Annotated in this window: 21 protein-coding genes; 6 read left to right on the top strand and 15 right to left on the bottom strand. The window is 71.8% G+C overall.

Features of this window, described 5'->3' with window-relative positions; translation table 11 throughout:
- Window positions 1–111: 111 nt before the first annotated feature.
- A complete protein-coding gene (locus tag GT755_RS26590; protein ID WP_161482349.1) occupies window positions 112–1,242 on the top strand; it encodes an FUSC family protein in 1,131 nt (376 codons plus the stop codon).
- Here the strand turns inward: GT755_RS26590 and GT755_RS41315 are convergent.
- On the bottom strand, window positions 1,184–4,393 hold the full coding sequence (locus tag GT755_RS41315) for an nSTAND1 domain-containing NTPase (protein ID WP_161482348.1): 3,210 nt from the start codon (window positions 4,391–4,393) through the stop codon (window positions 1,184–1,186). The two genes, GT755_RS26590 and GT755_RS41315, sit on opposite strands and share 59 nt — an antisense overlap.
- 110 nt (window positions 4,394–4,503) lie before the next feature.
- Between GT755_RS41315 and GT755_RS26580 the strand changes: the two genes are divergently transcribed.
- Window positions 4,504–4,851: a YciI family protein gene (locus GT755_RS26580; protein ID WP_161482347.1), complete on the top strand. Its 348-nt coding sequence runs from the start codon at window positions 4,504–4,506 to the stop codon at window positions 4,849–4,851.
- A gap of 4 nt (window positions 4,852–4,855) precedes the next feature.
- Complete coding sequence (locus GT755_RS26575) at window positions 4,856–6,052, top strand: RNA polymerase sigma factor (RefSeq protein WP_161482346.1); 1,197 nt, start codon at window positions 4,856–4,858, stop codon at window positions 6,050–6,052.
- Here GT755_RS26575 and GT755_RS26570 read toward each other — a convergent pair.
- Entirely contained in the window at window positions 5,991–7,226 is a 1,236-nt protein-coding gene (locus GT755_RS26570; RefSeq protein ID WP_161482345.1) for an epoxide hydrolase family protein, read from the bottom strand. The two genes, GT755_RS26575 and GT755_RS26570, sit on opposite strands and share 62 nt — an antisense overlap.
- A complete protein-coding gene (locus GT755_RS26565) occupies window positions 7,223–8,026 on the bottom strand; it encodes a PIG-L family deacetylase (protein WP_161482344.1) in 804 nt (267 codons plus the stop codon). The genes GT755_RS26570 and GT755_RS26565 overlap by 4 nt, the downstream gene beginning before the upstream one ends.
- 109 nt (window positions 8,027–8,135) lie before the next feature.
- Between GT755_RS26565 and GT755_RS26560 the strand changes: the two genes are divergently transcribed.
- Entirely contained in the window at window positions 8,136–8,600 is a 465-nt protein-coding gene (locus GT755_RS26560) for an ATP-binding protein (RefSeq protein ID WP_161482343.1), read from the top strand.
- A gap of 6 nt (window positions 8,601–8,606) precedes the next feature.
- Here GT755_RS26560 and GT755_RS26555 read toward each other — a convergent pair whose 3' ends face one another.
- The 5 genes from GT755_RS26555 to lanKC all read right to left on the bottom strand — a co-directional run bounded on the left by GT755_RS26555 (window position 8,607) and on the right by lanKC (window position 16,549).
- Window positions 8,607–10,502 carry a prolyl oligopeptidase family serine peptidase gene (locus GT755_RS26555; RefSeq protein ID WP_161482342.1) on the bottom strand — a complete coding sequence of 632 codons (1,896 nt, stop codon included), beginning with the start codon at window positions 10,500–10,502 and terminating at the stop codon, window positions 8,607–8,609.
- Entirely contained in the window at window positions 10,499–12,142 is a 1,644-nt protein-coding gene (locus GT755_RS41310; RefSeq protein ID WP_161482341.1) for an ATP-binding cassette domain-containing protein, read from the bottom strand. The genes GT755_RS26555 and GT755_RS41310 overlap by 4 nt, the downstream gene beginning before the upstream one ends.
- On the bottom strand, window positions 12,139–13,740 hold the full coding sequence (locus GT755_RS26545; RefSeq protein ID WP_161482340.1) for an ABC transporter transmembrane domain-containing protein: 1,602 nt from the start codon (window positions 13,738–13,740) through the stop codon (window positions 12,139–12,141). The genes GT755_RS41310 and GT755_RS26545 overlap by 4 nt, the downstream gene beginning before the upstream one ends.
- A gap of 88 nt (window positions 13,741–13,828) precedes the next feature.
- Entirely contained in the window at window positions 13,829–13,975 is a 147-nt protein-coding gene (locus GT755_RS26540) for a SapB/AmfS family lanthipeptide (protein WP_156046157.1), read from the bottom strand.
- 63 nt (window positions 13,976–14,038) lie between these two features.
- A complete protein-coding gene (gene lanKC / locus GT755_RS26535) occupies window positions 14,039–16,549 on the bottom strand; it encodes a class III lanthionine synthetase LanKC (RefSeq protein ID WP_161482339.1) in 2,511 nt (836 codons plus the stop codon).
- A gap of 136 nt (window positions 16,550–16,685) precedes the next feature.
- Here lanKC and GT755_RS26530 point away from each other — a divergent pair, with 136 nt between their 5' ends.
- Window positions 16,686–17,123 carry a CoA-binding protein gene (locus GT755_RS26530; protein WP_328794510.1) on the top strand — a complete coding sequence of 146 codons (438 nt, stop codon included), beginning with the start codon at window positions 16,686–16,688 and terminating at the stop codon, window positions 17,121–17,123.
- Here GT755_RS26530 and GT755_RS26525 read toward each other — a convergent pair.
- The 7 genes from GT755_RS26525 to GT755_RS26495 form a co-directional block, all read right to left on the bottom strand.
- Window positions 17,112–17,504: a hypothetical protein gene (locus GT755_RS26525; RefSeq protein ID WP_161482338.1), complete on the bottom strand. Its 393-nt coding sequence runs from the start codon at window positions 17,502–17,504 to the stop codon at window positions 17,112–17,114. The genes GT755_RS26530 and GT755_RS26525 overlap by 12 nt on opposite strands.
- 134 nt (window positions 17,505–17,638) lie before the next feature.
- On the bottom strand, window positions 17,639–18,619 hold the full coding sequence (locus tag GT755_RS26520; protein ID WP_202610553.1) for a LacI family DNA-binding transcriptional regulator: 981 nt from the start codon (window positions 18,617–18,619) through the stop codon (window positions 17,639–17,641).
- Window positions 18,620–18,630: 11 nt separating this feature from the next.
- Window positions 18,631–20,004 (bottom strand): GH1 family beta-glucosidase, encoded by a 1,374-nt coding sequence (locus tag GT755_RS26515; RefSeq protein WP_161482336.1) that lies wholly within the window; start codon window positions 20,002–20,004, stop codon window positions 18,631–18,633.
- Entirely contained in the window at window positions 20,001–20,825 is an 825-nt protein-coding gene (locus GT755_RS26510; RefSeq protein ID WP_030456968.1) for a carbohydrate ABC transporter permease, read from the bottom strand. The genes GT755_RS26515 and GT755_RS26510 overlap by 4 nt, the downstream gene beginning before the upstream one ends.
- Entirely contained in the window at window positions 20,822–21,787 is a 966-nt protein-coding gene (locus GT755_RS26505) for a carbohydrate ABC transporter permease (RefSeq protein ID WP_161482335.1), read from the bottom strand. Before GT755_RS26505 ends, GT755_RS26510 begins: the two co-directional genes overlap by 4 nt.
- 56 nt (window positions 21,788–21,843) lie before the next feature.
- Window positions 21,844–23,151 carry an ABC transporter substrate-binding protein gene (locus tag GT755_RS26500; RefSeq protein WP_030456970.1) on the bottom strand — a complete coding sequence of 436 codons (1,308 nt, stop codon included), beginning with the start codon at window positions 23,149–23,151 and terminating at the stop codon, window positions 21,844–21,846.
- Between the two features lie 540 nt (window positions 23,152–23,691).
- Window positions 23,692–23,895, bottom strand: a complete 204-nt coding sequence (locus GT755_RS26495) for a hypothetical protein (protein WP_161482334.1) — start codon at window positions 23,893–23,895, stop codon at window positions 23,692–23,694.
- A gap of 182 nt (window positions 23,896–24,077) precedes the next feature.
- On the opposite strand from GT755_RS26495, the gene GT755_RS26490 reads away from it, so the two are divergent.
- Window positions 24,078–24,479 carry a hypothetical protein gene (locus GT755_RS26490; protein WP_161482333.1) on the top strand — a complete coding sequence of 134 codons (402 nt, stop codon included), beginning with the start codon at window positions 24,078–24,080 and terminating at the stop codon, window positions 24,477–24,479.
- Window positions 24,480–24,521: the final 42 nt, after the last annotated feature.

Here is a 24,521-nt window from a genome sequence, read left to right as displayed (position 1 = left end):
AAGGGCCGGGTGATCCACCCGGCCCTTCGGTTTTGCCGGAACCAGGAAATATCCACCCCCAGGCATGCCGTTTGTCAAGAAATGTCTTATTTGGGGGAGGTGGACACCCGCATGCCGGAACGTCTGACGTCGATCGCCCGCCTGGTCGTCACGGCGATGGCCGCGTATGTGATCGCGCTCGTCCTGCTCGACACCCGGGCGCCCACGCTGGCCCCGCTGACCGCGATGCTCGTCGTCCAGGTCTCGCTGTTCCGGACGCTGAAGCACGCCGGTGGGCGGATCGTCAGCGTCGGGGCGGGCGTCCTGGTGTCGGTGGTCATGAGCGGGCTGTTCGGGCTGAGCTGGTGGAGCCTCGGTCTGTCCGTGGCGGTCGCCCTGGGCCTCGGCCACCTGCTGAAACTGCGTGAGCACCTGCTTGAGGTGCCGATCAGCGCGATGCTGATCCTCCAGTTCGGCACCGGCCCGGCCGCCGCCGACCGCATCGTGGAGACCCTGATCGGCGCGGCCGTCGGCCTGGTGACCGTCTTCGTGGCGACGCCGACGCGGCTGCGCCCCGCCGAGCGGGCCATCGCCGACTTCGGCGGCCGGGTGGCGGGCCTCCTCGACGACATGGCCGCCGGCCTGGCCGCCGAACCCGGCCCCGAGGCCGTCGGCCGCTGGATGGACCAGGCCAGGAAGCTCACCGCGGAGATCCACCGGGTCGAGGCCGCGGTCGACACCGCCGACGAGACCGCCCGCCTGCGTGGCCGCACCCTCACGGGCCACAGCCGCGCCCTCCGCGAGGCCCTCGACACCCTGGAACGCGCGATCCCGACCGTACGCGGCCTGGCCCGGAGCATCAGCGACCGGACCGGCCTGCGGATGTGGGAGCCCGGCGTGCGGGAGCGCCTGGCCAGTGTGCTGCACGACCTGGCCCAGACCACCCGCAACTACGCCGAGGCGGCCACCACCTGCTGCCCCGCCGAGGCCGAGCGCCTCACGGGCGAACTCGACCGCTCAGTGACCGAGGGCCGCCGCATGCGCGACGAGCTCGGCGCCGTCCTGCGCGAGGACCCGGGCCACTGGCCGCTGCACGGCGAGCTGCTCGTCCACCTCGACCGTCTCCTCGACGGCCTGCGTGACGGCCAGGACCCGCTCGTCCACCGCCGCAACATCCGCCCGCACGAGACCCGCCGCCCGATCGTCAGCAGAGCCGCCGATAGGGCTGACCGGGTACGTGCACGCGCCACTCTTCGGGTGTGAGGGTGCGGCCGGCCTGGTCGCAGACGAGGTCGCGGGCGTCCGCGCCGTAGAGCGTGGAATCCCAGATCTCCAGGGCCGGTTGGCCCGGGGCCGTGAACCGGCCGCCACCCACGAGAGTCCCGCCGTCGGGGCTGAAGGCCAGCGCGCTCGCCGCGAAGGCCGGGACGCCGTCGGCGGGGGCCCGGCCGTGGTAGGCACCCAGCGACCGGCCGGTCGCGACGTCCCAGAAGCGCACCATCCCACTGTCGTCGCCGCTGGCCAGCACGCTGCCGTCGGGGCTGAACGCGACCGACAACACGTCGCCGGTGTGCCCCAGGAGGGCCGGCCCGGCGGCCGTCGCCTTCACCGGATCCCACAACCGGATCACCCGGTCGGCGCCCCCGGTCGCCAGCAGCCGCCCATCGGGACTGAACGCCACCGCGCGCACGTCGCCGTCGTGGCCGCCGAGCCGCCCGGTCAGCCGCCGGGTCTGGTTGTCCCACACCTCCACGTTCGCGCCGTAGGCCAGCGCGAGCGTCCGGCCGTCGGGGCCCAGGACGCCGTGGTTGGTGACCTCCTGGGGCGGGTTGGCCCACAAGGGCTGGCTGGTGCGGCTGTCGACGTCGAGCAGGCTGATCACGTTGTCGGTGCTCAGCACGACCAGCCCGCCGGTCGTGGGGTCGAACACCATCGAGTGCACCCCGGAGGTCCGCGTCTCGATCGGCAGCCCGAGCGGGGTTCGCGAGGCGGTCCGCCAGAGGCGCACCGTGCCGGCGGCGTCGCCGGTGGCGAAGATCGTGCCGTCCTGGGTGAAGGCGATCGCGTCGACCGTGGCGAACCGGCCGCTCTTCGGGTCGGCGACCCGGGTGGTCAGGTCGAGCACGGAGTCGTACGCCGCCGTGTTCCAGACCCGGACGGTCCGGTCGGTGGCCGCGGTGAGCAGGGTGCGCCCGTCGGGCAGGTAGCCCACGGCGACGACCGTCCCGGTGTGGCCGGTGATCGTGTCGCCGACGCGGCGGCGGCTCGCGGTCTCCCAGATCCGCACCGCCTCGTCGCCGCCGCCGGTGGCGAACGTGCGGCCGTCGGGGCTGAACGTGATCGTCTCGACCGCGCGGTCGTGCGCGGCGAACTCGCCCCGCGGCGTGAACTCGCGCTCCCCCACCCCCCAGATCTCGACGCCGCCGTCGGCCCGGCCGACGGCGAGGGTGCGCGTGTTGGGGGTGAGCGCGGCCGAGGTGACCCGCTCGGAGGGCAGCAGGCGCAGCCGTTTCCTGGTCGGCAGGTCGAAGACCTCCAGGCCCCGCGCGGTCGCGGTGTAGAAGGTGTCGCCGTCGTTGCCGAACAGCACCAGCGGGCGCTCGCCCGCCGCCGGGAACTCCGCCACCGGCTGGGCCGTGGTGGTGCTCCAGATCGTGACCGGACGTCCGGCCGCCGCGACCGCGATGGTCCGCCCGTCGGGACCGAACGCGACGGCCTTGCGCCCGAGCCCGCCGTCGTCGACGGCCACCAGCATGTCGCGGGCCGCGGTGTCCCAGATCCGCACCGAACCGTCGGAGGCGGCGGTGGCGAACCGGCGGCCGTCGCGGGTGAAGGCGAGCGCGCTGATCGGGTCGTCGTGGGCGTGCACGACCGCCAGCCGGGCGCCGTCCCGCCAGAGCGTGACGTCGCCGCCCGACGTGGTGGCCGCCAGCCCGGCGGCGCTGACGACCATGGTCTCCACACCCGGCGGGCGCAGCACGTCGAGCGCGGGATGCGCCGCCGACGCGCGCAGCCCGGCCGCCGCCTCGGGCAGCGCGGGCGCGATCTCGGCCCCGGCCAGCCGCAGCAGGCGGGCGAGCACCGGCTGGTCGGCGGCCAGCGCGTCGCCCTGGGCCAGCAGGTGGCGGGCCACGGCGACCGTGCTGCGGCCGACGGCGGCGTCGCGGTCGCGGGTGGCCCCGTTGACGAGCAGCGCCAGCGCGCCGGTCGCCCCGAAACTCAGCACGAGCAGCGCCACCGCCGCGATCGAGAACAGGCCGCGCACGAACGTGCGCCTGTCGTCGGCCCGCCGCCCCTCGAACTCCTGGGCCGCGCTCGCCTCCAGGAACGCCACCTCGGCCGGGGTCAGCTCCCGCCGGATGCGCCGCACCGCCGCCCGCGCCGCCGCGAGCCGGGTGCCGGTGTAGAGGTGGGGCGGCGCGAACCCGCTGAGCACCCACCGGTCGGCGTCGGCGGCGAACTCCCGCCGCACCTGACCGGCCGCCCGGTCGGCCTCCGTCCACGCGGTGAACCGGGGCCAGGCCCGGATCACCGCCTCGTGGGCCAGCTCGGCGCTCTCGCCGTCGGTCCGGACGAGCCCGGCCGCCACGAAGGGTTCGAGCTCGGGCGTCATCGGGCCCGGCCGCAATGTGCCGTGGGGCCCGGCCAGCGCCGACAGCGCCGCCCTGGCGTCGTTGCGGACCAGCGCCCGTTCGGCGCTGCGGGGGATCGCGCCGGTCACCCGGCCGGTGGCCCGGTAGCCCTCGAACGTCAGCGGGCCGCCCTCGCGGCGGTCCCACATCACGCGCAGGGTGTGGGCCAGCAGCGGCAGGTCGCCGTTGTGGTCGGCGACGATCTCGTCGACCAGGCCCTCTTCGAAGGTCACCCCGTGGGCCAGGGCGGGCCGCTCGACGGCCGCGCGGAGGTCGTACCCGGACAACGGGGAGACGAGCAGCGGCCGGGACAGGGCCGCGACCAGCTCGGGGTGGGCGGCGGCGTCGCCGGTGAAGTCGGCCCGCAACACCAGCACCACCCGGGCCCGGGTGGCGGCGAGCGCCGCGACGAAGGTCCGCCGCGCGTCGAGGTCGCGGCAGAGCACGAAGACCTCTTCGAACCGGTCGACCACGACCAGCCCCGGGTTGCCGGACTCGTCGAGGTGATGAGGCGCCGCGGCCAGCCGGTCGCGGTCCATCGCGGCCCCGAACGCGGCCAGCAGCGCGCCGACCGGATCATCGCCGGGCCGCAGGCGCAACCCGCCGAGCCCGACGTCGACCAGCGAGGTCTTCCCCGCCCCCGAGGCGCCCGTGACGACGACGAGCCGCTCGTTCTCGGTACGCCGCCGCAGCTCGGACAGGAGGTCGTCGCGGCCGAAGAACACGGCGGCGTCCGGCGCGCCGAAGGCCGCCAGCCCCGGATAGGGAGGCCTGCTGCTCACCTGACAAGCATGGCCGGAAATCGCAGAAAAGTAACCGGCGGCTGTCGAAACACCGGCCGGCCGTTCGTGGAGGGGTCGTAGGTTCGCACGAGAACGAACGGAGAACACCCATGCGCTACCTGATCACGCTGACCCGCACCGCCCAGCCCGAGACCCCGCCGCCCGCCGAGCTCATGTCGGCGATCATGCGGCTCGGCCAGGAGGCCACCGAGGCCGGCGCCCTGGTCGACCAGAGCGGCCTGCGGGGCCTCGCCGCCGAGGTCGAGGTCGTCGGCGGCAAGCTGACCGTCTCCGACGGCCCGTTCGCCGAGGCCAAGGAGCTCATCAGCTACGCGATCTACGAAGTCCGCGACGAGGCGGAGGCGATCGAGTGGGCCAACCGGTTCATGCGGCTGCACCGCGACATGTGGCCCGGCTGGGAGGGCGTCTCCCGCGTCTTCCCGCTGATGACATTCTGAGGGTGTGGGCTCCCTCGATCCGATCCGCACCGTCGAGGCCGTCTGGCGCATCGAGTCGGCCAAGGTCATCGCGACCGTGGCCCGGATGACCGGTGACCTCGGCCTGGCCGAGGAGTCGGCTCAAGACGCCTTCGTGCTGGCCCTGGAGACCTGGCCGGCCGAGGGCGTGCCGGCGAACCCGGGCGGCTGGCTGACCACCACGGCCAAGCGGAAGGCGATCGACCAGCTCCGGCGGCAGGGCGTCTACGAGGAGAAACTCCGCGAACTCGCCCTGCGGCCGGCCGCTGAGCCCGAACCCGAACTGCTGACGCTGATCTTCACGGCCTGCCATCCGGCGGTGGCCGTCGAGGGGCGGCTGGCACTCACGCTGCGGCTGCTCGGCGGGCTGACCACGGCCGAGATCGCCCGTGCGTTCCTGGTGCCCGAACCGACCGTCGGGCAGCGCGTCTACCGGGCCAAGACGGCGCTGCGGAAGGTGCCGATCGAGCTGCCACCCGCCGAAGAACTGCCCGCCCGCCTGGCCTCGGTCCTCGAAGTGATCTATCTGATCTACAACGAGGGCTACTCGGCGACCTCGGGCGACTCGTGGATCCGCGCCGACCTGTGCTTCGAGGCGCTGCGGTTGGCACGCGTGCTGGCGGCGCTCATGCCCGGGTCGTCGGAGGCGTCCGGCCTGCAGGCGCTGCTGGAGATCCAGTCGTCGCGCCTGGCCGCCCGCGTCGGCCCCGGCGGGGAGCCGGTCCTGCTCGCCGACCAGGACCGGTCGCGGTGGGACCGGCTGCTGATCCGCCGGGGTCTCGAAGCGCTGGCCCGCGCCGAGTCGACCGGTGTCCTGGGTCCGTACGGCCTCCAGGCCGCCATCGCCGCCGTGCACGCCAGGGCCCTGACCTTCGCCGACACCGACTGGGCCCGGATGGCCGACCTCTACCGGCTGCTCGCCCACGTGGCCCCCTCGCCGATCGTCGAGCTGAACCGCGCCGTCGCCGTGGGCATGGCGGAGGGCCCGGAGGCCGGGCTGAAGATCGTCGACGGCCTGGCCCTCCACGGCAACCCCCACCTCGCGGCGGTGCGGGGCGACCTCCTCGAACGCGCCGGCCGGTTCGAGGAGGCCAAGGCGGCCTTCCGCGAGGCGGCCGGCCTCACCCGGAACGCGCGGGAGAAGACCCTCTACGAGCGCCGGGCCGGCCCCGGGCCTTCCTGAAGGTCCGCCGCAGGTCGTCGACCCATTCCTCCGGGATCTCCCACGGGATGAAGTGGCCGCCCCTGTCGTGGGCGGTGAGGTTCACGTGGTTGTACCAGCCACCCCGGTCGCTGTTCGCGAAGGCGGCCACCCGCTGGTCGGTGGTGACGCCGGGAGGGTTCTCGTAGCCGACGAACGTGATGCCCGTCGGGGCCTCGACGGCCGGGGTGCGGTCGTGGGAGGGGGTCCAGGGGTGGCGGTTGGCGTTGGCGTAGTAGCGCATCGATGTGCCGATCGAGTTGTTCACCCAGAAGATCATCGTATGGGTGAGCAGGTCGTCGGGGGTGAAGGGGTCGCCGCCGCTCCGGTCGCTCCAGGAGTCCCAGCGCTTGAGCAACCAGGCCAGCAGGCCCGCCGGGGAGTCGGACAGGGCGTGGGCGAGCGTCGAGGAGTCCAGGACGTGCACGGCCAGGTGGGAGGCGAACCGCCGGTCGAACGTGATGATCCGGTCTCTGATCTCCGGCGGCAGGTCGTCGGGGAGCACCTGGCCCTGGGCCAGGTCCCAGCCCCGGTCGCCGTTGAACATGGTGAGCTTCTGGCCCGAGCCGATGTGGATGCCGTGGAGACTGTCGGCGTACTTGTGGCCGAGCTGCCCGGTGACCAGCGCGCCGATGTCACATCCGGCGGCGGCGTAGCGCTCGTGGCCGAGCACCTCGGTCATCAGCGTGTGCCACAGGTCGGCGACCATCCAGAAGTTGAGCTCGGGCCGGTTCCGCAGCGGGCCGGGGAAGCCGAAGCCGGGCAGCGACGGCACGATGACGTCGAACGCGTCGGCCGGGTCGCCGCCGTGCGCGGCCGGGTCGGCCAGCGCGTCGACCACCTTCGACCAGTGCCAGAACGTCCAGGGCCAGCCGTGGGTGAGGATCAGCGGCGTCGGGTCCGGCCCGGCGCCCGGCCGCCGCATGAAGTGGATCGGCACGCCGTCGACCTCGACCTGCTCGTGGTCGTAGGCGTTGATCGCCGCTTCGGCCTTGCGCCAGTCGTAGCCGTCGAGCCAGTGGTCGACCAGCGGCCTCAGCCGCGTGACCGGCACCCCGTAGAACCCGTCGTCGTTGCCCTCGTCGGCGGGCAGCCGGGTCAGTTCGAGCCGCCGGCGCAGGTCGTCGAGCACCTCGTCGGGCACGTGGATCTTCATCGCAGGCCCGCGAACAGGTCGTCTTCGTGGTCGGGCGCCGGGACCCTGCTGAACACCCGGACGAAGTGTTCGGCCGACATGGCCATGCGCTGGGTCTCCGGCGGCATCGACAACAGGGAGATGCTGTCGCCCTGGCTGCCGTGCGCCCGCAGCGCGGCCAGCTTCACGTCGGCCTGCTCGTGGGTGTCGACCACCGTGGTGATCAGCTCGTCGGGGGTGCCGAAGTCCTCGGGCAGCTCCCATCCCGGGTCCATGCCCTGCGCCTTCATGGCGGCGTACGCCGCCTGGATGACCCGCCTCGGCACGGCCGTGTAGTAGAACTTCACCGGGATCCCGGTCGCCTCGGCCGCCGCCACCGCGACCCGGTGGGCCTGGATGTGGTCGGGGTGCCCGTAGTTGCCGTTCTCGTCGTAGGTCACCACGACCTGCGGCCGATACTCCTCCATCAGCGCCGCCACCCGGGCCACGGCCTTGTCGAAGTCGACGTTGGCGAACGCGTCGGAGCTGGCGTTGCCCGCCCATCCGGCCATGCCGGAATCGTGGTATCCGAGCAGTTCGAGGTGGGTGATGTTGAGATGCCCCACCGACTCGGCCAGCTCGGCGAGCCGCTGCTCGGCCACCTGGGTCTCCGAGTGGCCCGGCTCCCCCGGCTTCACCCCGCCCGGCCCGTCGCCCTGCTCCCCGTTCGTGCAGGTCACCAGGACCGTGCGCACCCCTTCGGCGGCGTATTTCGCGAAGCTCCCCCCGGTGCCCATGACCTCGTCGTCAGGGTGGGCGTGCACCGCCATCAGCGTCAGCATGGCTCCCACGCTACGGCAGCGCCGATCGGGGAAGCACAGTCGCACCTTCGCGTGACATCTCGGATCACGTACCGGCGCGTCTTCTTTGCGCAGTCATCGAGGAGGACGCATGAACGGCTCGGGGAACGTCACCACACTCGACTCCATCGACACGACGAGGGTCGCCCGGCTCGCGGGCGGCCGTGACCAGGTCGTCGTGGCCCGCCGCCTGGTCTCGGCCACGATCGGCAGAGACCACCCGCTGCACGACGACTCCGTGCTGCTCACCAGCGAGATCGCCACGAACGCGGTCGTCCACTCCAGATCGGGCGACGGCGGCGTGTTCACCGTGACGGTCTGGTTCTCGGCCGACGAGGTGCGGGTGTGCGTCCAGGACGACGGCTCGCCCGAACCCCCGTGTGCCCGCCACACGACCGCCACCGCGACGAACGGCCGCGGCCTCCCGCTGCTCGACGCCCTCTCGGACCGCTGGGGCATCGTCAGGGAGGGGGGCCGCAACAAGGTCTGGTTCGAGATCTCCCTCACCACCACCCCGCCGTCGGCCCTGGCCCTCCCGCTGCCCCGGTCGGCCTGAGCCGCCCTAGTCGTCGTCGAGGCCGCCCAGCTCACGGGCCAGGAAGGCGAGCATGTCGGCGGCCAGCCCGGCCGCCCGGTCGGCCGAACGGCCCGCGTGGCCGACCCCGGTCTCGTGACGGAACAGGATCGGGCGCACCCCCGACGTCGCGCCCTGGAGGGCCGCGCACATCTTGCGGGCGTGGAGGGGGTCGACGCGGCTGTCGCCGTCGAAGACCGTGAAGAGCGTCGCGGGGTAGTCGACGCCCTCCTTGACGTGGTGGTAGGGCGAGTAGGCCATCAGCCAGGCGAACTGCTCGGGGTCGTCGGCGGAGCCGTATTCCGGCACCCACGAGCTGCCCAGCCCCGTCTTCTCGAACCTGACCATGTCGAGCACCGGCGCCGAGCACACGGCGGCGGCGACCAGTTCGGGGCGCTGCGTGATGAGCGCCCCGACGAGCAGCCCGCCGCCCGACTCGCCGGTGACGCCGAGCAGGGCGGGGGTCGTCCAGCCCGCCGCGATCAGCGTCTCGGCGGCGGCGGCGAAGTCGTCGAACGAGTTCTGCTTCCGCCCCCGCATGCCCGCCCGATGCCACGTCTCCCCTTCTTCACCACCACCCCTGACCTGGGCGAACGCGAAGACACCACCCGCCTCCAGCCACGGCAGCACATAGGAGGAGTAGGAGGGCGTGAGCGGCACCCCGAACCCGCCGTAGCCGTAGAGGATGCACGGCCGGGGGCCCGGCAGGCCCTTGCCGAGCACGACCATCCGGACCGGCGTGCCGTCGGCCGACTGGTAGACGACCTGGTGCGACTCGATCTCGGGCAGCTCGGCCCGGCCGGGGGCCGCCTCCCAGAGGGTGGTCTCGCCAGTGCGGGCGTCGTAGCGGTAGACGCTCTCGGGGGTGACGTAGTCGGAGTAGGTGAACCAGACCTCGTGGCCGCGGGCGGACATCCGCCCGAGGGAGCCGAGACCGGGGAGCGGGACCGCTCCTTGACGCTCCCCGGTCTCGGGATCGTGGACGGAGATCTCCCCGATGGCATGGCGCACCCACGCCACCAGGAGGACCCCGTCGAGCAGGGCGAAGTCGGCGATCACGGCCTCGGCGTCTTCGGACACGAGGTCGCGGAAGTCGTCGGGCGCGGCCGGGTCGGCGACCAGCAGCCGCCCCCGGGGGGCGTCGAGGGTCGTGATCATGTACGCCCTCCCGTCGCCCCCCACCGCCACGGCCGACCGGGCCGCGACGTCCTGCTGGACGACCCGCCGCGACGGGCTCACCAGGTCGCACAACCACACGTCGTTGCCCGCCCCCCGGTTGACCGAGAGGGTCAGCCACCGGCCGTCGGCGCTGAGGGCGATGCCGTCGGCGTCGGCCACGTCGAGGTCGTCGCCGTCGAGGCGGTGGACGCGGGCCCGCCGGTCGCGGACGTAGTAGAAGCCGTCGCCGTCCGGCAACCAGGCCACCGGCGAGTGGCGCAGGCCCCCGATCGGGCCGTCGACGAGCGCGCCGGTCCGGGCGTCGAGGACGTAGAGCTCGGACCGTTCGTCACCACCCCGGGAGAGCTGGCAGGCGACCAGCGTCCCGTCGGGCGAGGGATGCCAGGCGTCGAGCAGCGTGGTCGCGCCCGGGTCGATCGCCTCGGGGTCGAGGACCACCCGGTCGTCGGCGTAGAGGACGGGCAGACGGCGGCCCGGATCACGGCGGACGCGGAAGGCGGTGCCGCCCCGCCAGATCGGGGCGCCCACGACGCCGGTGTCGCTCAGTTCGTCGATCCTGGCCCGGAAGCGGTCGCGGCCGGGGAGGAGCTGGCTGCGCCAGACGACCTCCTGCTGCGCCTGCCAGGCCCGCGTCTCGTCGGAGGCCGGGTCTTCCAGCCAGCGGTAGGGGTCGGAGACGACGTGCCCGTGGATGATCTCGATCATGACACCTGCCTGAGTCTGGGGTCCCAATGCCCGGCCAGATCCGCGTACAGGGGGGAGGCGGCGAGGAGTTCCTGATGGGTGCCGGCGACGACGCGGGTGCCGTCCATGACCAGCACCTTCCGGGCCCGCAGCGCCGAACTGATGCGATGGGCGACGACGACGAGGGTGCCGCCGCGCTCCGCGAAGGCCTGCTCGACGCGGGCCTCGGCCGCCGGGTCGAGGCAGGAGGTGGCCTCGTCGAGGATGACCAGCGGGGCGTCGGCGAGATAGGCCCTGGCCAGCGCGACGAGCTGCCTGTCGGCCGGGCCGAGCTCGGTGGCCTGGAGTTTGACGTGGGCGGCCCCGATGGCGTCGAGCGCCTGCCGCATCCGCCGGGGGTCGTGGTCGCCGAGGTTCTCGGCGACGGTCCCCCGGAAGACGTAGGCCTCCTGCGGGATCAGCACCCGCTGCCCCCGGTCGAGCCGGGCGGCCGGCACCCCGCCGACGGTCACCCGCCCCTGATCGGGCACGACCAGCCCGGCGATCAGCGCGGCGAGGGTGGACTTCCCGATGCCGCTCGGCCCGACGACGGCGAGGTGCTCGCCTTCGGGGATGACCAGGTCGAGGCGGTCGACGACCGGCAGCGCCCGGGGCCCGTAGGCGAAGGTGACCCCCTTCAGCTCGGTGTGCACCCCCTCGGCCCTGCGGGTCTCCTCCCGCGGCGGCGGCAGCGCGGCCCGCAACCGGGCCAGGGTGACCCAGAGCCGCACGCCGCTCTCCCCCAGCCCACTGGCCAGGTTGAACAGCGCGGGCGTGAGCGACTGCATGACATAGGCGAGGGTCCCGAGCACGACCCCCGGGGTCGCCCCCAGCCGGGGCGCATAGGCGAGCACCAGCAGGATCGGCGCCCAGGCCCCCGCGCCCAGCACGACGGTCCGGAGCGTGGTGACCGTCGCCAGCCGGCCGGCCGCGCGCCGCTGGCGGTCGAATCGGGCGCCGGCGTATCGGGCGGCGTGGTCTTCGTCGCCGGACGCGGCGATGTCGCCGAGCGCGGCGGTGACCGTGACCAGGCTCTCGGCGGTGGCCTCGTCGGCGAGCAGGTAGGCGTGCTGCCGCCTGGCCAGTTCGGGCAGCGAGAAGAGGAACGCCCCCAGCCCGAGCAGCAGCGGCGGCAGCACCAGCAGGAGCAGCTCGGGCATCAGCGCCACCACCCCGGCGACGGCCCCGAGGAGGGCGAACAGGAACGCCTTCACCGACCCGATCACCCCGGTGAACGCGTCGCGCGCCACCTCGACCTGCAGGTTGGCCCGGGTGACGGCGGCGGGGTCGTCTCGCCCGGCCTCCAGGGCGCCCCGGATCGTCGTGGTCAGCAGTTCCTCGCGGACGGGCTCGACGATGGTCGCCAGCGTGACGACCACCTGCCGCCCCCCGACGGCGGCGAAGATCCAGGAGAGGCCGAGCAGGAACGTCCACGAGAGCCCCGCGACGGCCTGGTGGGTGGTGAACGCGTCGACGGCCCGCGCGACGGCCAGCCCGATGACGAACGCCGGGGCCGCCTCGACCAGCGACCACAGGACGAACCGCCGCACCTGGCCCGGCCGGGCGTGGAAGGCCCGCCAGAGGAACACCCCGATCCGGGTGTGAGGGCCGAAGGTGATCACCGCGTCTCCCCGCCCTGGAAGACGGCCCGGTAGCCGGGGTCGTGCCAGAGGACGAGGTGGCGGTCGAAGCCGCGCACCCGCCCGTCGTGCAGCCAGATCACCCGGTCGGCGCGCGCCGCGACGGCGGCCCGGTGGGTCACCATGACGTGGGTGCGGGTGTCTGCGGACAGGGCCGTGGAGACCTGGCGTTCGGTGATGGTGTCGAGGCTGGAGGTCGCGTCGTCGAGCACCAGCAGGCGGTTTCCCTTCGCGAAGGCCCTGGCCAGGCCGAGCCGCTGGCGTTCGCCGCCCGACATGGGGGCCTCGGCGAGGGCGGTCTGGTAGCCGTGGGGCAGGCGGCGGATGAACTCGTCGGCCCCGGCCGCCACGGCCGCCGTGCGGGAGCCGCCGGTCGCGTCGGCGACGGTGTCGCCGACCAGGTGGGGCCTGGCGACGGCGTAGCCGACGGCGGTTCTGAGCGACTCCCGGGTCAGCGACCGCAGCGGGACCCCGTCGAGCAGCACCTCTCCGGTCTCCGGGTCGTCGAGGCGGGCCGCGAGCCGCGCGAACCGGGTGCTCCCCGTGCCGACGACGGCCACCGAACTGCCGCCCTGGATCTCCACGTCGAGGCCGGGGACGTCGCGGAACGTCAGGGTCCCGGGGCCGGGGGGCAGCGTGTGCACCCCGTGAGCCCGCGGGCACTCGTCGAGGACGTCGGCCAGCCGCGCCCCGGCCGCGCGGGCGCGGGCCAGCCGGCCCAGCGAGCCGATCGCGGGGCCGAGGCCCGCGCCGATGACCACGTAGCGGGTGGCGGCGTAGAGCTCGCCGGCCGACAGTTCCCCGGCCGCCAGCCGCCAGCCGCCCACGGCCAGCACCAGCACCTCCAGGAGCGGCACCACGATCGCGGCTCGCACCCCGGAGTCGGCGTTGGCCCGCCACAACGCCATCGCGTGGCCGCGCACCACCGGAAGGGCGGTCAGCACCCGCCGGGTCTCCTGTTCGGCGGTTCCGGCCGCCGCGATCGTACGGGCGCCGCCGACCGCCTCGACCAGGCGCGCGGCGATGTCGGCCTGCGCCTCCTGGTAGCCGCCGGCGATCACCGTGGAGACCTTCAGGAACCGCTTCAGCACGAACGCGATGGCGACCAGCCCGCCCGCCAGCGTCAGCGCCAGCCACGGATCGATCAGCACCAGCAGGACCAGCGCCCCGGCCGACGGCACCACCAGCGCCACCGAGGCGACCACGGCGTCGGCCGCGCGCCCGGCCTCTTCGGCGTTGAGGCCGAGCCGGGTCACCAGGTCGCCCTCGGGGATGCGCCGGGTCACACCGGGACCGGCGCCGAGCAGATGGGAGAGCGCCCGGTGGCGCAACCAGGCCGCCGCCCGCGCGCCACCGGTGGCGCTCATGTAGACACCGAGACCGTCGCAGGCGACGAGGAGCACCACGACGGCCCCGGCGCAGCCCACCCAGGTCGGGGAGAAGGTGTCGACGGCACGGCCGAGCACGAACGGCAGTGCCAGCTCAAGGCCGGCGCCGATGAGGGCGACAGCGGCGAGCACGCCCGCCGCGGGCCCGCTACGCCTGATCGCCTCGGTTGTCAGCCGGTCGGCCGGTCGCAACGCCGACTCCCTCTCTTCACGTGGGCGGAGACTTCGAAAACGGGGAGGGCCCCGGGCTCCCGCGAGCCCAGGGCCCCCGATCGGGTGCCTAGTGGCAGAGCAGCAGGCTCAGGTTGCTGGGCGTCTGGGACGCGCAGCCGAGCAGGGTCAGCGTGCTGCCGCCGCCACCGTGGCCGCCGCCACCGGGGTATCCGCCGCCGGGAAGCTCCATCGCCTGAAGGTCGAGAAGAACCATGGTCATGCTCCTTTACGAAGTTTCTCTATCGGGAGGACATTCGAGATCTTTAGAAAGGTGGAGCTAGCTGTTCGGGGCCCCGATCACCTCCTTGGCCGATGGGCGAAGGGGGACACCACCGGGCGCGGCGTAGGGCTCCGCGCCGAGTGGATGCGTGAAGGGCAACGGGGTGCCGCTGAGGGCGTAGAGGACGCCGGCGGTGCCGGTCGCGAAGTCCATCGACAGCCGGAGCAGCTGGTCGCCGGGGAAGGCGATCCCGTCGCGGTAGGGCAGGACGTGCCAGTCGAGGCCGGGGATCAGGGTGCGGTCGGCCAGCACCATGCCGGCCCGTCCGGCGAACAGGCCGGGCTGCACGAAGAACCGGCAGCGGCCCACTTTGAGCAGGTCGGGCAGGGCGGCGGCCAGCGGTGAGCCGGGCCGCTGGCGCAGCAGGTCGGCCAGCACGATCGCGATGCCGACCGAGCCCTCGTCGAGGTAGGGCAGGGTCCGCCAGCCCTGGTTGACCTGCAGCGATCCGTCTGACGTGGTGACGCAGCGCTTCAAATCGAGGCGCAGCGCCCGTTCGGCCAGATCGAGCAGCGCGGGGTCGCGGGTGTGGTCGTAGGCGCGCAGGAACAACAGGGCGGGACCGCTCAGGCCGTGGAGCAGACCGGCTCTGGGGTTCGCGCCGCCCGAGATGTCGGGTACGTCGTGAGGCAGCCGCTCGGCGCACAACTCGATCAGCGGGCGGGCGTCGAGCCCCAGGTGGAGCAGGTTGAGCCCGATGCCGGCCAGCCCCGACCACAGACCGAGGTCGAGATCGCGCCACGGTCCGGCCATCGCCCGGTCGACGAGGTCGAGCGCCCGGTCGACGTGGCCGAAGCGGTCGAGCACGTAGGCGACGCCGTGGAGACCGTCGTAGAAGCCGGGCGGCGACTCCGGCCGCTGGCGGAGCAGCCACTCTTCGAACTCGGGGTAGCGCCCGGCCCCGGCCGCGTCGAGCGCGAACAGCACGCCCGCCGCGCCGTGGGCCAGGTTGACCCCGCCGCCGGGCCGGAACTGGGCGATGTCGCCGGGGAAGAGCCGGTCGGTCCGTTCCGGCGTGGCGCTGGCGAGGATCGCCCGCGCCATCGCCGCCATGGGATCGCCCAGGGTCACACTCGCAGTGGGCCCGCCCCCGATGGGCCCGCTGATCGTGTGGACGGCCCGCTTGATCAGCTCGGGCGGCACCGGGAACGTGTCGACGATCAGCCGCCCGAGCTGGCCCGCCTTCGCCCGCGCCAGTGGCACGGTGATCGTGAGCTGCGGCGCGAACAGGCCCAGTGTGAGACAGGCGAGGGCGTAGAGGTCGACGTCGGCGCCCCGGCGGTCGGCCGGCGCCTGGAAGGCCGGATGGGCCAGCACCGACCGCCCGCGGTCTTCGATGAAGGTCGCGACCTCGAAGTCGATGAGGACGAGCCGCCCTTCGGGCGTGATCAGGATGTTGTTGGGGTGGAGGTCGCAGAAGACGACCCCGCGTTCGTGCAGCGCCTCGATCGCGGCCCGCACCTTGGGCAGCGTGTCGAGGGCCCAGACGGTGTATTCGGCGATCGACTCGGCCGTCGCGTCGGCCTTGGTCAGCGGGAACGTGCGGACCAGGGTGCGCTGCAGCGGCGTGGCGTCGACGAACTCCGTCACCAGGAAGTGGTGGTCGCCGAGCACGAAGTAGTCGCGGTAGCCGGGCGCGCAGTCGAGCCCGTCGAGCCGCCGCAGGACGTCGCGTTCGTGCTGGAGCCGCGCCACCGCGTCGCGCTCGGCCGCGTCGAGCCCCGCCATCGGCCGGGCCTCCTTGAGCACGACCCGCTCGCCGCTCCGCCTGTCGGTGGCGAGGTAGACGCCGCCGCCGTTGGAGAAGTGCATGACGGAGTCGACGGTGTAGGGCAGGTCGGTCGTGGTGACCGCGTTCCTGGCCTCCAGATGAGGCGCGAGGAAGTCGGGCAGCTCGACCCAGTCGGGCACCGTGAACGACGGCCCCCGGACGTCGGGCACCAGCTCGCCCCGGTCGTTTTCCATCGCGGGCACCAGGTCGCCGTTGGCGGCGACGCAGCGCCGAGCCGTGAACCCGCCGTAGCGGACGAACAGGGGCCCGTCGCCGTAGCGCAGATCGCTCAGGATGTAGGGCCCGCGCACCCCGGCCAGCAGGCCGTCGAGCTCCTTGAGCGTCAGCTCCAGGCAGTCTTGACGTGGGTAGATGGTGACCAGTTTGCCGCTCGCGCCCCGCGCCGCGCCTTTCGAGTTGAGCATGGTGACGACAGACCGGCTGCGCAGGAATTTGAATGGGATATCACGTTCGATGCAATAGTCCCAGACGATTTCCAGCACCCGCGCCGCGTCGGCCAGCCCGGCCGACACGTGGATCTTCCAGCCCTGCGGCGGAACGTCATGGCCGGTCGGGGCGTAGTGGAACCAGGTGTCGGACGGCTGGTGGGACCAGCCACGCGGAACCTCACGGCCGGCCACGGCGAAATCCGGAATGGCGGTTCCGCGCCGGTCGGCGGTGTCATAGAAAAGCCGGTCCGCGAGGCAATAAAGCTCATACTGGTCATTCACTGCCATCTCCCTGCTTTCTGCTAACAGGAAGAATTCCGGATAACCCCAAGAGCTTCTAGTTACAAGTTCAATCAATCCTGTGTGGGCAAACGTCATGGGTGCCGTCGTGAAACCCGACCTGACCTGTGCCGGAAGAGACCCGGTGATCGGCTTGTTGCACCAGGACATGGGAGATCGTTTCGCCGACCCGACGGTCATCAGGCGCCTGCTGAACGACACGACGACCTGGGCCTTCGTCGGCCTTTCCGGCGATCCGGCCCGGACCGTCTACAACCAGGCGGAACTCATGAAGCGGCGCGGCAAACGCATCATCCCGGTGCATCCCGACGGCAGGCCGGTCCTGGGCGAGACGACCTACCCGGCCCTCGCCGAGGTCCCCGTCCCGATCGACGTGGTGGCGATCTACCGGCGCACCGCCTTCGCGGGCGGCGTGATCGACGAGGCGATCGCGGTGGGCGCGGGGGCGGTGTGGCTGCCGCTCGACGTGTACGACGAGGCGGCCGGCGACCGGGCGCTGGCGGCCGGGATCGACGTCGTCATGAACCGCTGCCCGGCCGTCGAGTGGGCGCTACGCCGCTGACCGCAGCAGCCCCGCCAGCCGGACCCCCGCCAGGGCGCTCAGCACCAGATGCCCGCTGACCAGCACGATCTGGAACACCCGCTGGCCCGTCGTGAGCTCGGCGGCGTACCCGCCGTCGAAGAAGCCGGAGACGAAGGCCAGCACCCCCGCGACGACCAGCAGCGCGGCGGCCGGGATCGCGACGGCGCGGCGCTCCCGGGTGACCGCGAAAGCCAGGATCGCCTGGGCGGCCATCATCGGGAGCGGCGCCGACAACCGGGCCGTCGGGCCGAGGGCCTCCAGGAAGTCGGCGTTGAGCCCGGCGGACACGGAGATGCCGGCGCCGGTCAGGTCCATGACGAGCAGGACGCCGACCGCGATGACGATGGACTTCGGTGACATGGGCTTTCCTCGGGCCGGGTGACGACCCTACGAGGATCCCCGCCGGGGTGGGCGGGTGTCGTGAGGCGACGGTCCCGACCTCGGCGGGACGTGACGCCCCGCGCCGAGGGGACGCCGAACATGACAGGCCCGCCTCAGCTCGACTCCCGGATCACCAGTTCCGTCGGCAGTATCACCGGGTCGGCGCGCCCGTCTTCGAACAGCCCCAGCAGCAGGCTGACCACCGCCAGCGCCTGGTCGGCCATCGGGCTGCGGACCGTCGTCAGCGGCGGGTCGGTGTAGAGCGCGGCCTCTATGTCGTCGAACCCGACCACGGCCACGTCGTCGGGGACCCGGCGACCGGCCCTGCGCAGGGCGTGGAGGGCGCCGATCGCCATCAGGTCGTTGGCCGCGAAGACGGCGTCGAGGCCCGGGTCGTCTTCGAGGAGCTGGCACATCGCCTGGTCGCCCGAGACCCGGGTGAAGTCGCCGACCGCGATGATCGACCGGCGGCCGGTGTCGCGCAGCGTCTCCCGGTAGCCGGTCAGTCGGTCCTGCGAGGCGATCATGTCGAGCGGGCCCGAGATGGTGGCGATCCGCCGCCGGCCCCGGCTCAGCAGGTGCTCGACCGCCTGGCGTGCTCCCCCGAGGTTGTCGTTGTCGACGTAGGGGACCGAGGGGGCCGAGACGGGCTTGCCGAAGGAGGCCATCGGCAGGCCCATCCGCATCAGGGCCGCGGGCAGCGGGTCGGCCCCGTAGAACGACACCAGCATCACGCCGTCGACGTGCCCGGCGGCGACGTACTCCTGGACCCGCACGCGGCTCTCGTCGGACCCGGCGAGCATCAGGACGACCTGCTTGGAGGCCGCCTCAAGGGCCCGCGACGCCGACCGCACCACGGCCGAGAACATGGGGTCGTCGGAGAACAACCCGGCGGGCGGGTCGGAGACCACCAGGGCGATGGAGTTGGTGCGCTGGGTCACCAGGCTGCGGGCGACCGAGTTGGGCACGTAGCCGAGCTCGTTCACCGCCCGCAGCACCAGCTCGCGGAAGTTCGGCGTCACGGTCGTGTCGCCGTTGACCACCCTTGAGACGGTCGACTTGGACACGCCGGCGCGGGCGGCGACTGCCTCCAAGGTTGGACGTTTCACTCGATGCCGTTCCGCTGGATGACGTCCCGGTACCACAGAGCGCTGTCCTTGGGCAGACGGCGCTGCGTGGCGTAGTCGATCCGCACGATACCGAACCTCTGGTGGTATCCCTCCGCCCACTCGAAGTTGTCGAAGAGGGACCACACCAGATAGCCCCGCAGGTCGGCTCCCTGGGCGATGGCGTCGTGGCAGGCGCGCAGGTGACCGTCGAGGTAGGAGACCCGGTCGCCGTCGGGCACGCGGTCGCCGACGACCTTGTCGTGGAAGGCCGCGCCGTTCTCGGTGACCAGCAGGCCGACGTCCGGGTAGTCGTGCGACAGCCGGACCAGCAGCCGCGACAGGCCCGAGGGGATGATCGGCCAGCCCATGGCGGTCTGCGGGCCCTCGATGGAGACGAAGTCGACGCCGTCCGTGCCGGGCCACGCCAACGGCGCCACCGCGCCGGGAGACGCCTGGACCACGCACGGGTTGTAGTAGTTGATCCCGAGCAGGTCGAGCGGCTGGTTGATGATCTCCAGGTCGCCGTCGCGGATGTGGTCGAGGCCGCCGTGCCGCTCCACGATCTCCAGCACCTCGGCCGGGTAGGTGCCCTTCAGCGCCGGGTCGAGGAACTGCCGGTTGAGCAGGGCGTCGACCAGCCTGACGGCGTCGGAGTCCCCCTGCGACAGGGCGATCCCCGCGTCGAGGATCTGGGCCGGGGTGACCACCGGCGCCATGTTGAGCGTCAGCGCCAGGGTGCCCGTGAGGTTCTGCGCGGCCAGGCCGTGGGCGAGCAGCAGGTGGTGGGCCGCCTTGAACGCGGCCGAGGCGTCGGTGACGCCGGGGGCGTGCACGCCGCTGCCGTAGCCGAGGAACGCCGAGACCCACGGCTCGTTCAGGGTGGTCCACGTCGAGACCCGGTCGGAGAGCCGGGCGTGCACGGCCGCCGCGTAGTCGGCGAAGTAGTAGGCCGTGTCGCGGGAGGTCCAGCCGCCGCGGTCCTCCAGGTTCTGCGGCAGGTCCCAGTGGTAGAGGGTCACGTACGGGGTGATCCCGGCGCCCAGCAGCTCGTCGACCAGGCGGTCGTAGAAGTCGAGGCCGCGCGGGTTGGCCGGGCCCGAGCCGTCGGGGACGACCCGGGGCCAGGCGGTGGAGAACCGGTAGACGCCCAGGCCGAGATCGGCCATGAGGCGCACGTCCTCCGGATAGCGGTGGTAGTGGTCGCAGGCGACGTCGCCGGTGTGACCGTCGGCGACCTTGCCGGGGGTGCGCGCGAAGGTGTCCCAGATGGACACGCCGCGACCGTCTTCCCGGGCGGCCCCCTCCACCTGGTATGACGCCGTGGCGGCACCCCAGATGAACCTCTCGGGAAACTGGATTTCCGGCGTCATCCCTTGACCGCCCCCTGCATGATTCCTCCGATGATGTGCTTGCCGAGAAGTGCGAACACGATGACGAGGGGCAGCGTGCCGAGCGCGGTGCCCGCCAGGCCCATCACGTAGTCGTTGACGTAGCCGGCGGCCAGGGTCGACAGCGCCACCTGGACCGTCGGGTTCTCCGGGGTCAGCACCATGAGCGGCCACATGTAGTCGTTCCAGGCCGTCATGAAGGTCAGCATGCCGAGTACGGCCGCCGCCGGGCGGGCCGCCGGGAAGACGACGTGCCAGACCAGGCCCCAGGTCGTGCAGCCGTCGACGCGGCCCGCCTCCAGGAGCTCGGTCGGGAGCGCGCGGGACAGGAACTGCGTCATGAAGAACACGCCGAACGCGTTGACCAGGGCGGGCACGACGACGGCGTACAGCGAGCCGACCCACTCCAGCTTCACCATGAGGATGTAGAGCGGGATGATGCCGGCCAGGGTCGGCACCATCATCGTGCCGACGGTCATGAGCAGCAGGATGTTGCGGCCGCGGAAGCGCAGTTTGGCGAAGGCGAAGCCGGCCAGGGTCGAGAAGAACATGACCGAGATCGAGATCGTGCCGGCCACGAGCACCGAGTTCAGCATCGCCAGGCCGAACGGCACGGTGTCGAAGACCCGGCTGACGTTCTCGAAGAAGTTGCCGCCGGGGAAGAGCGGCGGCGGCACCGACGCGAGGGAGGCGTTGTCGCGGGAGGCCACCACGATCGAGTAGTAGAGCGGGATCGTGAAGAAGAACGCGACCGCGGTCAGGGTGAGATAGGTCAGCCGGTTGTTGACCCGACGGCCGGTCATCGGATGCTTCCCTTCATCCGGTTGGTGAGCAGGTAGTTGATCCCGGCGATGATCAGAATGAAGACGAAGATCATCCAGGAGATTGCCGACGAGAAGCCGAAGTCGAGGCGCATGTAGTTCTCGTAGAAGAACAGCGAGAGCGTCTGGTACTGCCGGTCCTGCCCGCCGGTGAGGGTGTAGGCGCCGAACAGCAGCGGCTCGGCGAAGATCTGCATCGAGCCGATGGTCGAGGTGATCACCACGAAGGCGATGGTGGGCCGGATCATCGGCACGGTGACCTTGCGGAGCTGGGTGAAGCTCGACGCGCCGTCGATGGTGGCGGCTTCGTACAGCTCTCGCGGTACGGCCTGCATCGCGGCCAGCAGGATGAGCGCGTTGTAGCCCGTCCACCGCCACATGATCATCGTCGAGATGGCCACGTGGGAGCTCAGGGTGCCGTCACGCCAGGCGATGCCGTCGAACCCGAAACTGGTGATGACCCAGTTGATCAGGCCGAAGTCGCGGCCGAAGATCTGCGAGAAGATCACCACGACCGCGACGACGCTGGTGACGTTGGGCAGCAGCAGGGTGATCCGGAAGAAGTTCTGGGCCCGCAGCGGCCGGTTCAGCAGATGGGCGAGCCACAGCGCCAGCAGCAACTGCGGCAGCATCGACAGCAGGCCGATCGACAACGTGTTGAACGTCGCGTTCCAGAAGTACGAGTCCGCCAGCAGGACCCGGAAGTTCTCCAGGCCCACGAAGGTGTGCTCGTCGTCCAGCAGCGTCCACTCGTGCAGGCTCACCCAGAGCGTGTAGCCGATGGGGAACAGCCCGAAGGCGCAGAACAGCAGGAAGAACGGGGCGACGTACGCGTACGGGGAGGCTTTGACGTCGACGGTGTGCCGCCAGTGGCGGGCGGTCAGCCGGCGCTTGCCTCCCGGTCGCCGTGGCGGCGCTGCACGTTCCGGGGCACGCGTGGCCATGGCGCTCCTCTCAAGGGAAGGCGGGGTGGCCGGACCGGCCACCCCGCGGCGTACGGCTACTTGATCTTCTCGGAGTCCGCGACGGCCTGCTTCCAGGCCTCTTCGGGGTCCTGACCCTGGAGTTCGATGCGGCCGAGGCCGTTGCCCATGGCGACGTTCACGTCACCGGCCTTGGGGCCCGTGTACTGCGGCTTCAACGCCTTGGCGGCGTCGGTGAAGATCTTGCCGATGGGGGCGTCGCCGAAGTAGGGGTTCACGAAGTCGGCGACGGCCGGGTCCGTGTAGAGGGCGGGCAGCGACGGCAGGGCCGAGGCGTCCTTCCACAGGGTGAGCTGGCTCTCCTTGCTGGTCAGGAAGTTGATCAGCTCGGCGGCCTCCTTGGGGTGCTTGCCCTGCTTGGGGGCGAGCAGGTGGGTGCCGCCCTGGTTGCCGCCGCCGCCGGGCACGGCCGCGATGTCCCAGGTGCCCTCGCCGGGCTTCTGGTCCTTGATCACGCCGGTCTTCCAGGCGGGGCAGACCATCGTGGCGAAGGTGCCCTTGGCGATGCCGGTGGTCCACTCGGGGGTGAACGCGACGAGCTTGCCCGACAGCTTGTTCTGGATCATGGAGACCGAGATGTCCCAGGCCTTGCGCACGTCGGGGTTGGTGCCGACGACGACCTTGTCGCTGGTGTCGTAGAAGCCGACGGGGGCCTGCTCGACCATGGCGCGGAAGTGCTCACCGGGGCCGTCGGTGAAGGCCGCCTTGCCGCCCGCGGCGACGAACTTCTTGCCGGTCTCGACGTACTGCTCCCAGGTCGGCCACAAGGCGCTGACCTCGTCGCGGTCGGTGGGCAGGCCGGCCTCCTTGAAGAGGTCGGGCCGGTAACACATGGCCAGGCCGCCGACGTCGGTGCCGAGGCCGATGAGCTGGGAGCCGTCCTTCGACAGGCCGAGCTGCCACTTCCAGTCGAGGTACTCGGACTGGCGTGAGCCCAGGCCGTAGTCGTTGAGGTTGTGGAACTTGTCGGCGACCTCGCGGAAGGTGGCGATGAAGCCGCCCTCGACGGCGACGATGTCGGCGGCGCCCGCCCCGGTGGCGACCTGGGTGACCAGGTTGTTGTGGTGGTCGTTGAACTGCGCCCGGCGCTCGGTGATCTCGACGTTCGGGTGGGTCTTCTTGAACTCCTCGTACAGCGGGCCGTAGTGGAAGTCGCTGAAGAGGGCCACGGTCAGCTTGACCGGCTCGGCGGGAGCGGCGGCACCGCCGCTGGCGGCTCCGGGGGCCGGCGTGCTCTCCCCACCACCACAGGCGGCGGCCAGGAGGGAAGCGGCGATCAGGGGCACCAGCAGCCGCGCGGCACGGCGGCGAGGGGGGTGAGACATGCCGATGGAACCTTCCTATTTTTGATCATGAAGAGAACGTTCCCTGGAGTGAGGGTCGAGCTGGGCCCGTGGGGTTGTCAATGGGCTGAGAGATAACGATCGTCGTGACCTCCAGGGAACGTTCCCTGGAGTTTTCACACGTCTCAGCAGCTCAGAGGCTTGATCCAAGGATCTCCTGAATCAGGTAGAGCGCTTTCTCAAAGTTCTCGCGGGTTTCCTGCAAGTTAAACCTAGTCTTGACAAAAGTCCAGAAGTAGCAGGACGATCCGAGCGCGAGAGCGCTTTCTGTTCTCTCAGGTACGGCTCGCCGCCGTCTTCCGCCGAGGAGGTTCCACGTGGGGATCGACCCAGGTGAGCGGACGTGCGCGGGCCGGACACAGGTTCAGGGCAGGGTCCTGGGCAGGGCTCACGGCGGAACGCCCGTCCGGGCGCACCTCCGGGTACGTGGCAAGAAGGTGCAGGCCGTCGGTGCCGGAAGGGTCGCGCCGGACCCGACCGGCACCGAAGGCCGTCAGCTCGTCCCGACCGTGGGGGTTCCGGTCAGCCCTGGTTCTTCAGGGTGTCGCGCCGGCTCTCCAGCTCCTCCGCGAGGTTGTCGAGCTGGTCGGCGTTGGCGATGAGGGTGGCCAGCTCCGCCGAGTCGGCCGGACCGTCGCCGGCCCGGTCGCCGATCTGCTCGCGCAGGGAACGGGCCTCCGCGCGAATGCGGGCGATCTCCTCTTCCACCTGCTGCAGCTCACTCATAACGGCCCCATACCCAAGCAAACGGAGATCATGGACGACCGCCTGTAAAACTCCGAAACCCGCCACGACCGACATGAACGGCCGAATCGGGGGCAGACAAGTGGGCCAAGCCACATCTGCATTCGAGGTGAGAACACATGGTTCTTCTGGGCCTTCTCCTGATCGTGGTCGCGGGTGCAGTCTTGATCGAAATCTCCATTCAGGACACCACCGCGGCGGCGACCACCCCCATCACCGTGCTCGACTGGAACTTCACGCTGACCTCCTTCGAGATGTTCCTGCTCGGCGCGGCCACCGCCGCGGGCGTCCTCATCGGGCTGGCGATGGTCAGCGGCGGCATGCGCCGCAGCGTCGCCAAGCGCCGCCGCATGCGCGAGGAGCGGCTGGCCGAGCGCGACCGCGTCTCCCGGCTGGAGAGTGAGAAGCGGGATCTGGAGCAGCAGCTCGTCGACCGCAACCACAACGGCGTCGACGACCGTGACGAGACCCGTCCCGTCGACCGGGTGGAGGACCGCGACCGGGTGGAGGACGGCGACCGGCTCGTCGCCGGTGGACGCCACTCGCGCCGCGACGACGCCTTCTGACCGGCGGCACCATCGATCGGCCCTCGCCTGAGGCAAGGCGGG

Source organism: Herbidospora solisilvae, assembly GCF_009901565.1.
Classification (GTDB): Bacteria; Actinomycetota; Actinomycetes; order Streptosporangiales; family Streptosporangiaceae; genus Herbidospora; species Herbidospora solisilvae.
Note: the sequence above shows the minus strand (reverse complement) of the source record. Positions and strands in the feature narration are given on the sequence as shown.

Bases quoted from the DNA above. Each gene is read 5' to 3' on its own strand.
- GT755_RS26560 (WP_161482343.1), top strand. From the start codon at position 8,136: ATGAACGGCTCGGGGAACGTCACCACACTCGACTCCATCGACACGACG.
- GT755_RS26500 (WP_030456970.1), bottom strand. From the start codon at position 23,151: ATGTCTCACCCCCCTCGCCGCCGTGCCGCGCGGCTGCTGGTGCCCCTG.
- GT755_RS26540 (WP_156046157.1), bottom strand. From the start codon at position 13,975: ATGGTTCTTCTCGACCTTCAGGCGATGGAGCTTCCCGGCGGCGGATAC.
- GT755_RS26570 (WP_161482345.1), bottom strand. From the start codon at position 7,226: ATGAAGATCCACGTGCCCGACGAGGTGCTCGACGACCTGCGCCGGCGG.
- GT755_RS26565 (WP_161482344.1), bottom strand. From the start codon at position 8,026: ATGCTGACGCTGATGGCGGTGCACGCCCACCCTGACGACGAGGTCATG.
- GT755_RS26580 (WP_161482347.1), top strand. From the start codon at position 4,504: ATGCGCTACCTGATCACGCTGACCCGCACCGCCCAGCCCGAGACCCCG.
- GT755_RS26555 (WP_161482342.1), bottom strand. From the start codon at position 10,502: ATGATCGAGATCATCCACGGGCACGTCGTCTCCGACCCCTACCGCTGG.
- GT755_RS26495 (WP_161482334.1), bottom strand. From the start codon at position 23,895: ATGAGTGAGCTGCAGCAGGTGGAAGAGGAGATCGCCCGCATTCGCGCG.
- GT755_RS26525 (WP_161482338.1), bottom strand. From the start codon at position 17,504: ATGTCACCGAAGTCCATCGTCATCGCGGTCGGCGTCCTGCTCGTCATG.
- GT755_RS26590 (WP_161482349.1), top strand. From the start codon at position 112: ATGCCGGAACGTCTGACGTCGATCGCCCGCCTGGTCGTCACGGCGATG.
- lanKC (WP_161482339.1), bottom strand. From the start codon at position 16,549: ATGGCAGTGAATGACCAGTATGAGCTTTATTGCCTCGCGGACCGGCTT.
- GT755_RS26505 (WP_161482335.1), bottom strand. From the start codon at position 21,787: ATGGCCACGCGTGCCCCGGAACGTGCAGCGCCGCCACGGCGACCGGGA.
- GT755_RS26510 (WP_030456968.1), bottom strand. From the start codon at position 20,825: ATGACCGGCCGTCGGGTCAACAACCGGCTGACCTATCTCACCCTGACC.
- GT755_RS26515 (WP_161482336.1), bottom strand. From the start codon at position 20,004: ATGACGCCGGAAATCCAGTTTCCCGAGAGGTTCATCTGGGGTGCCGCC.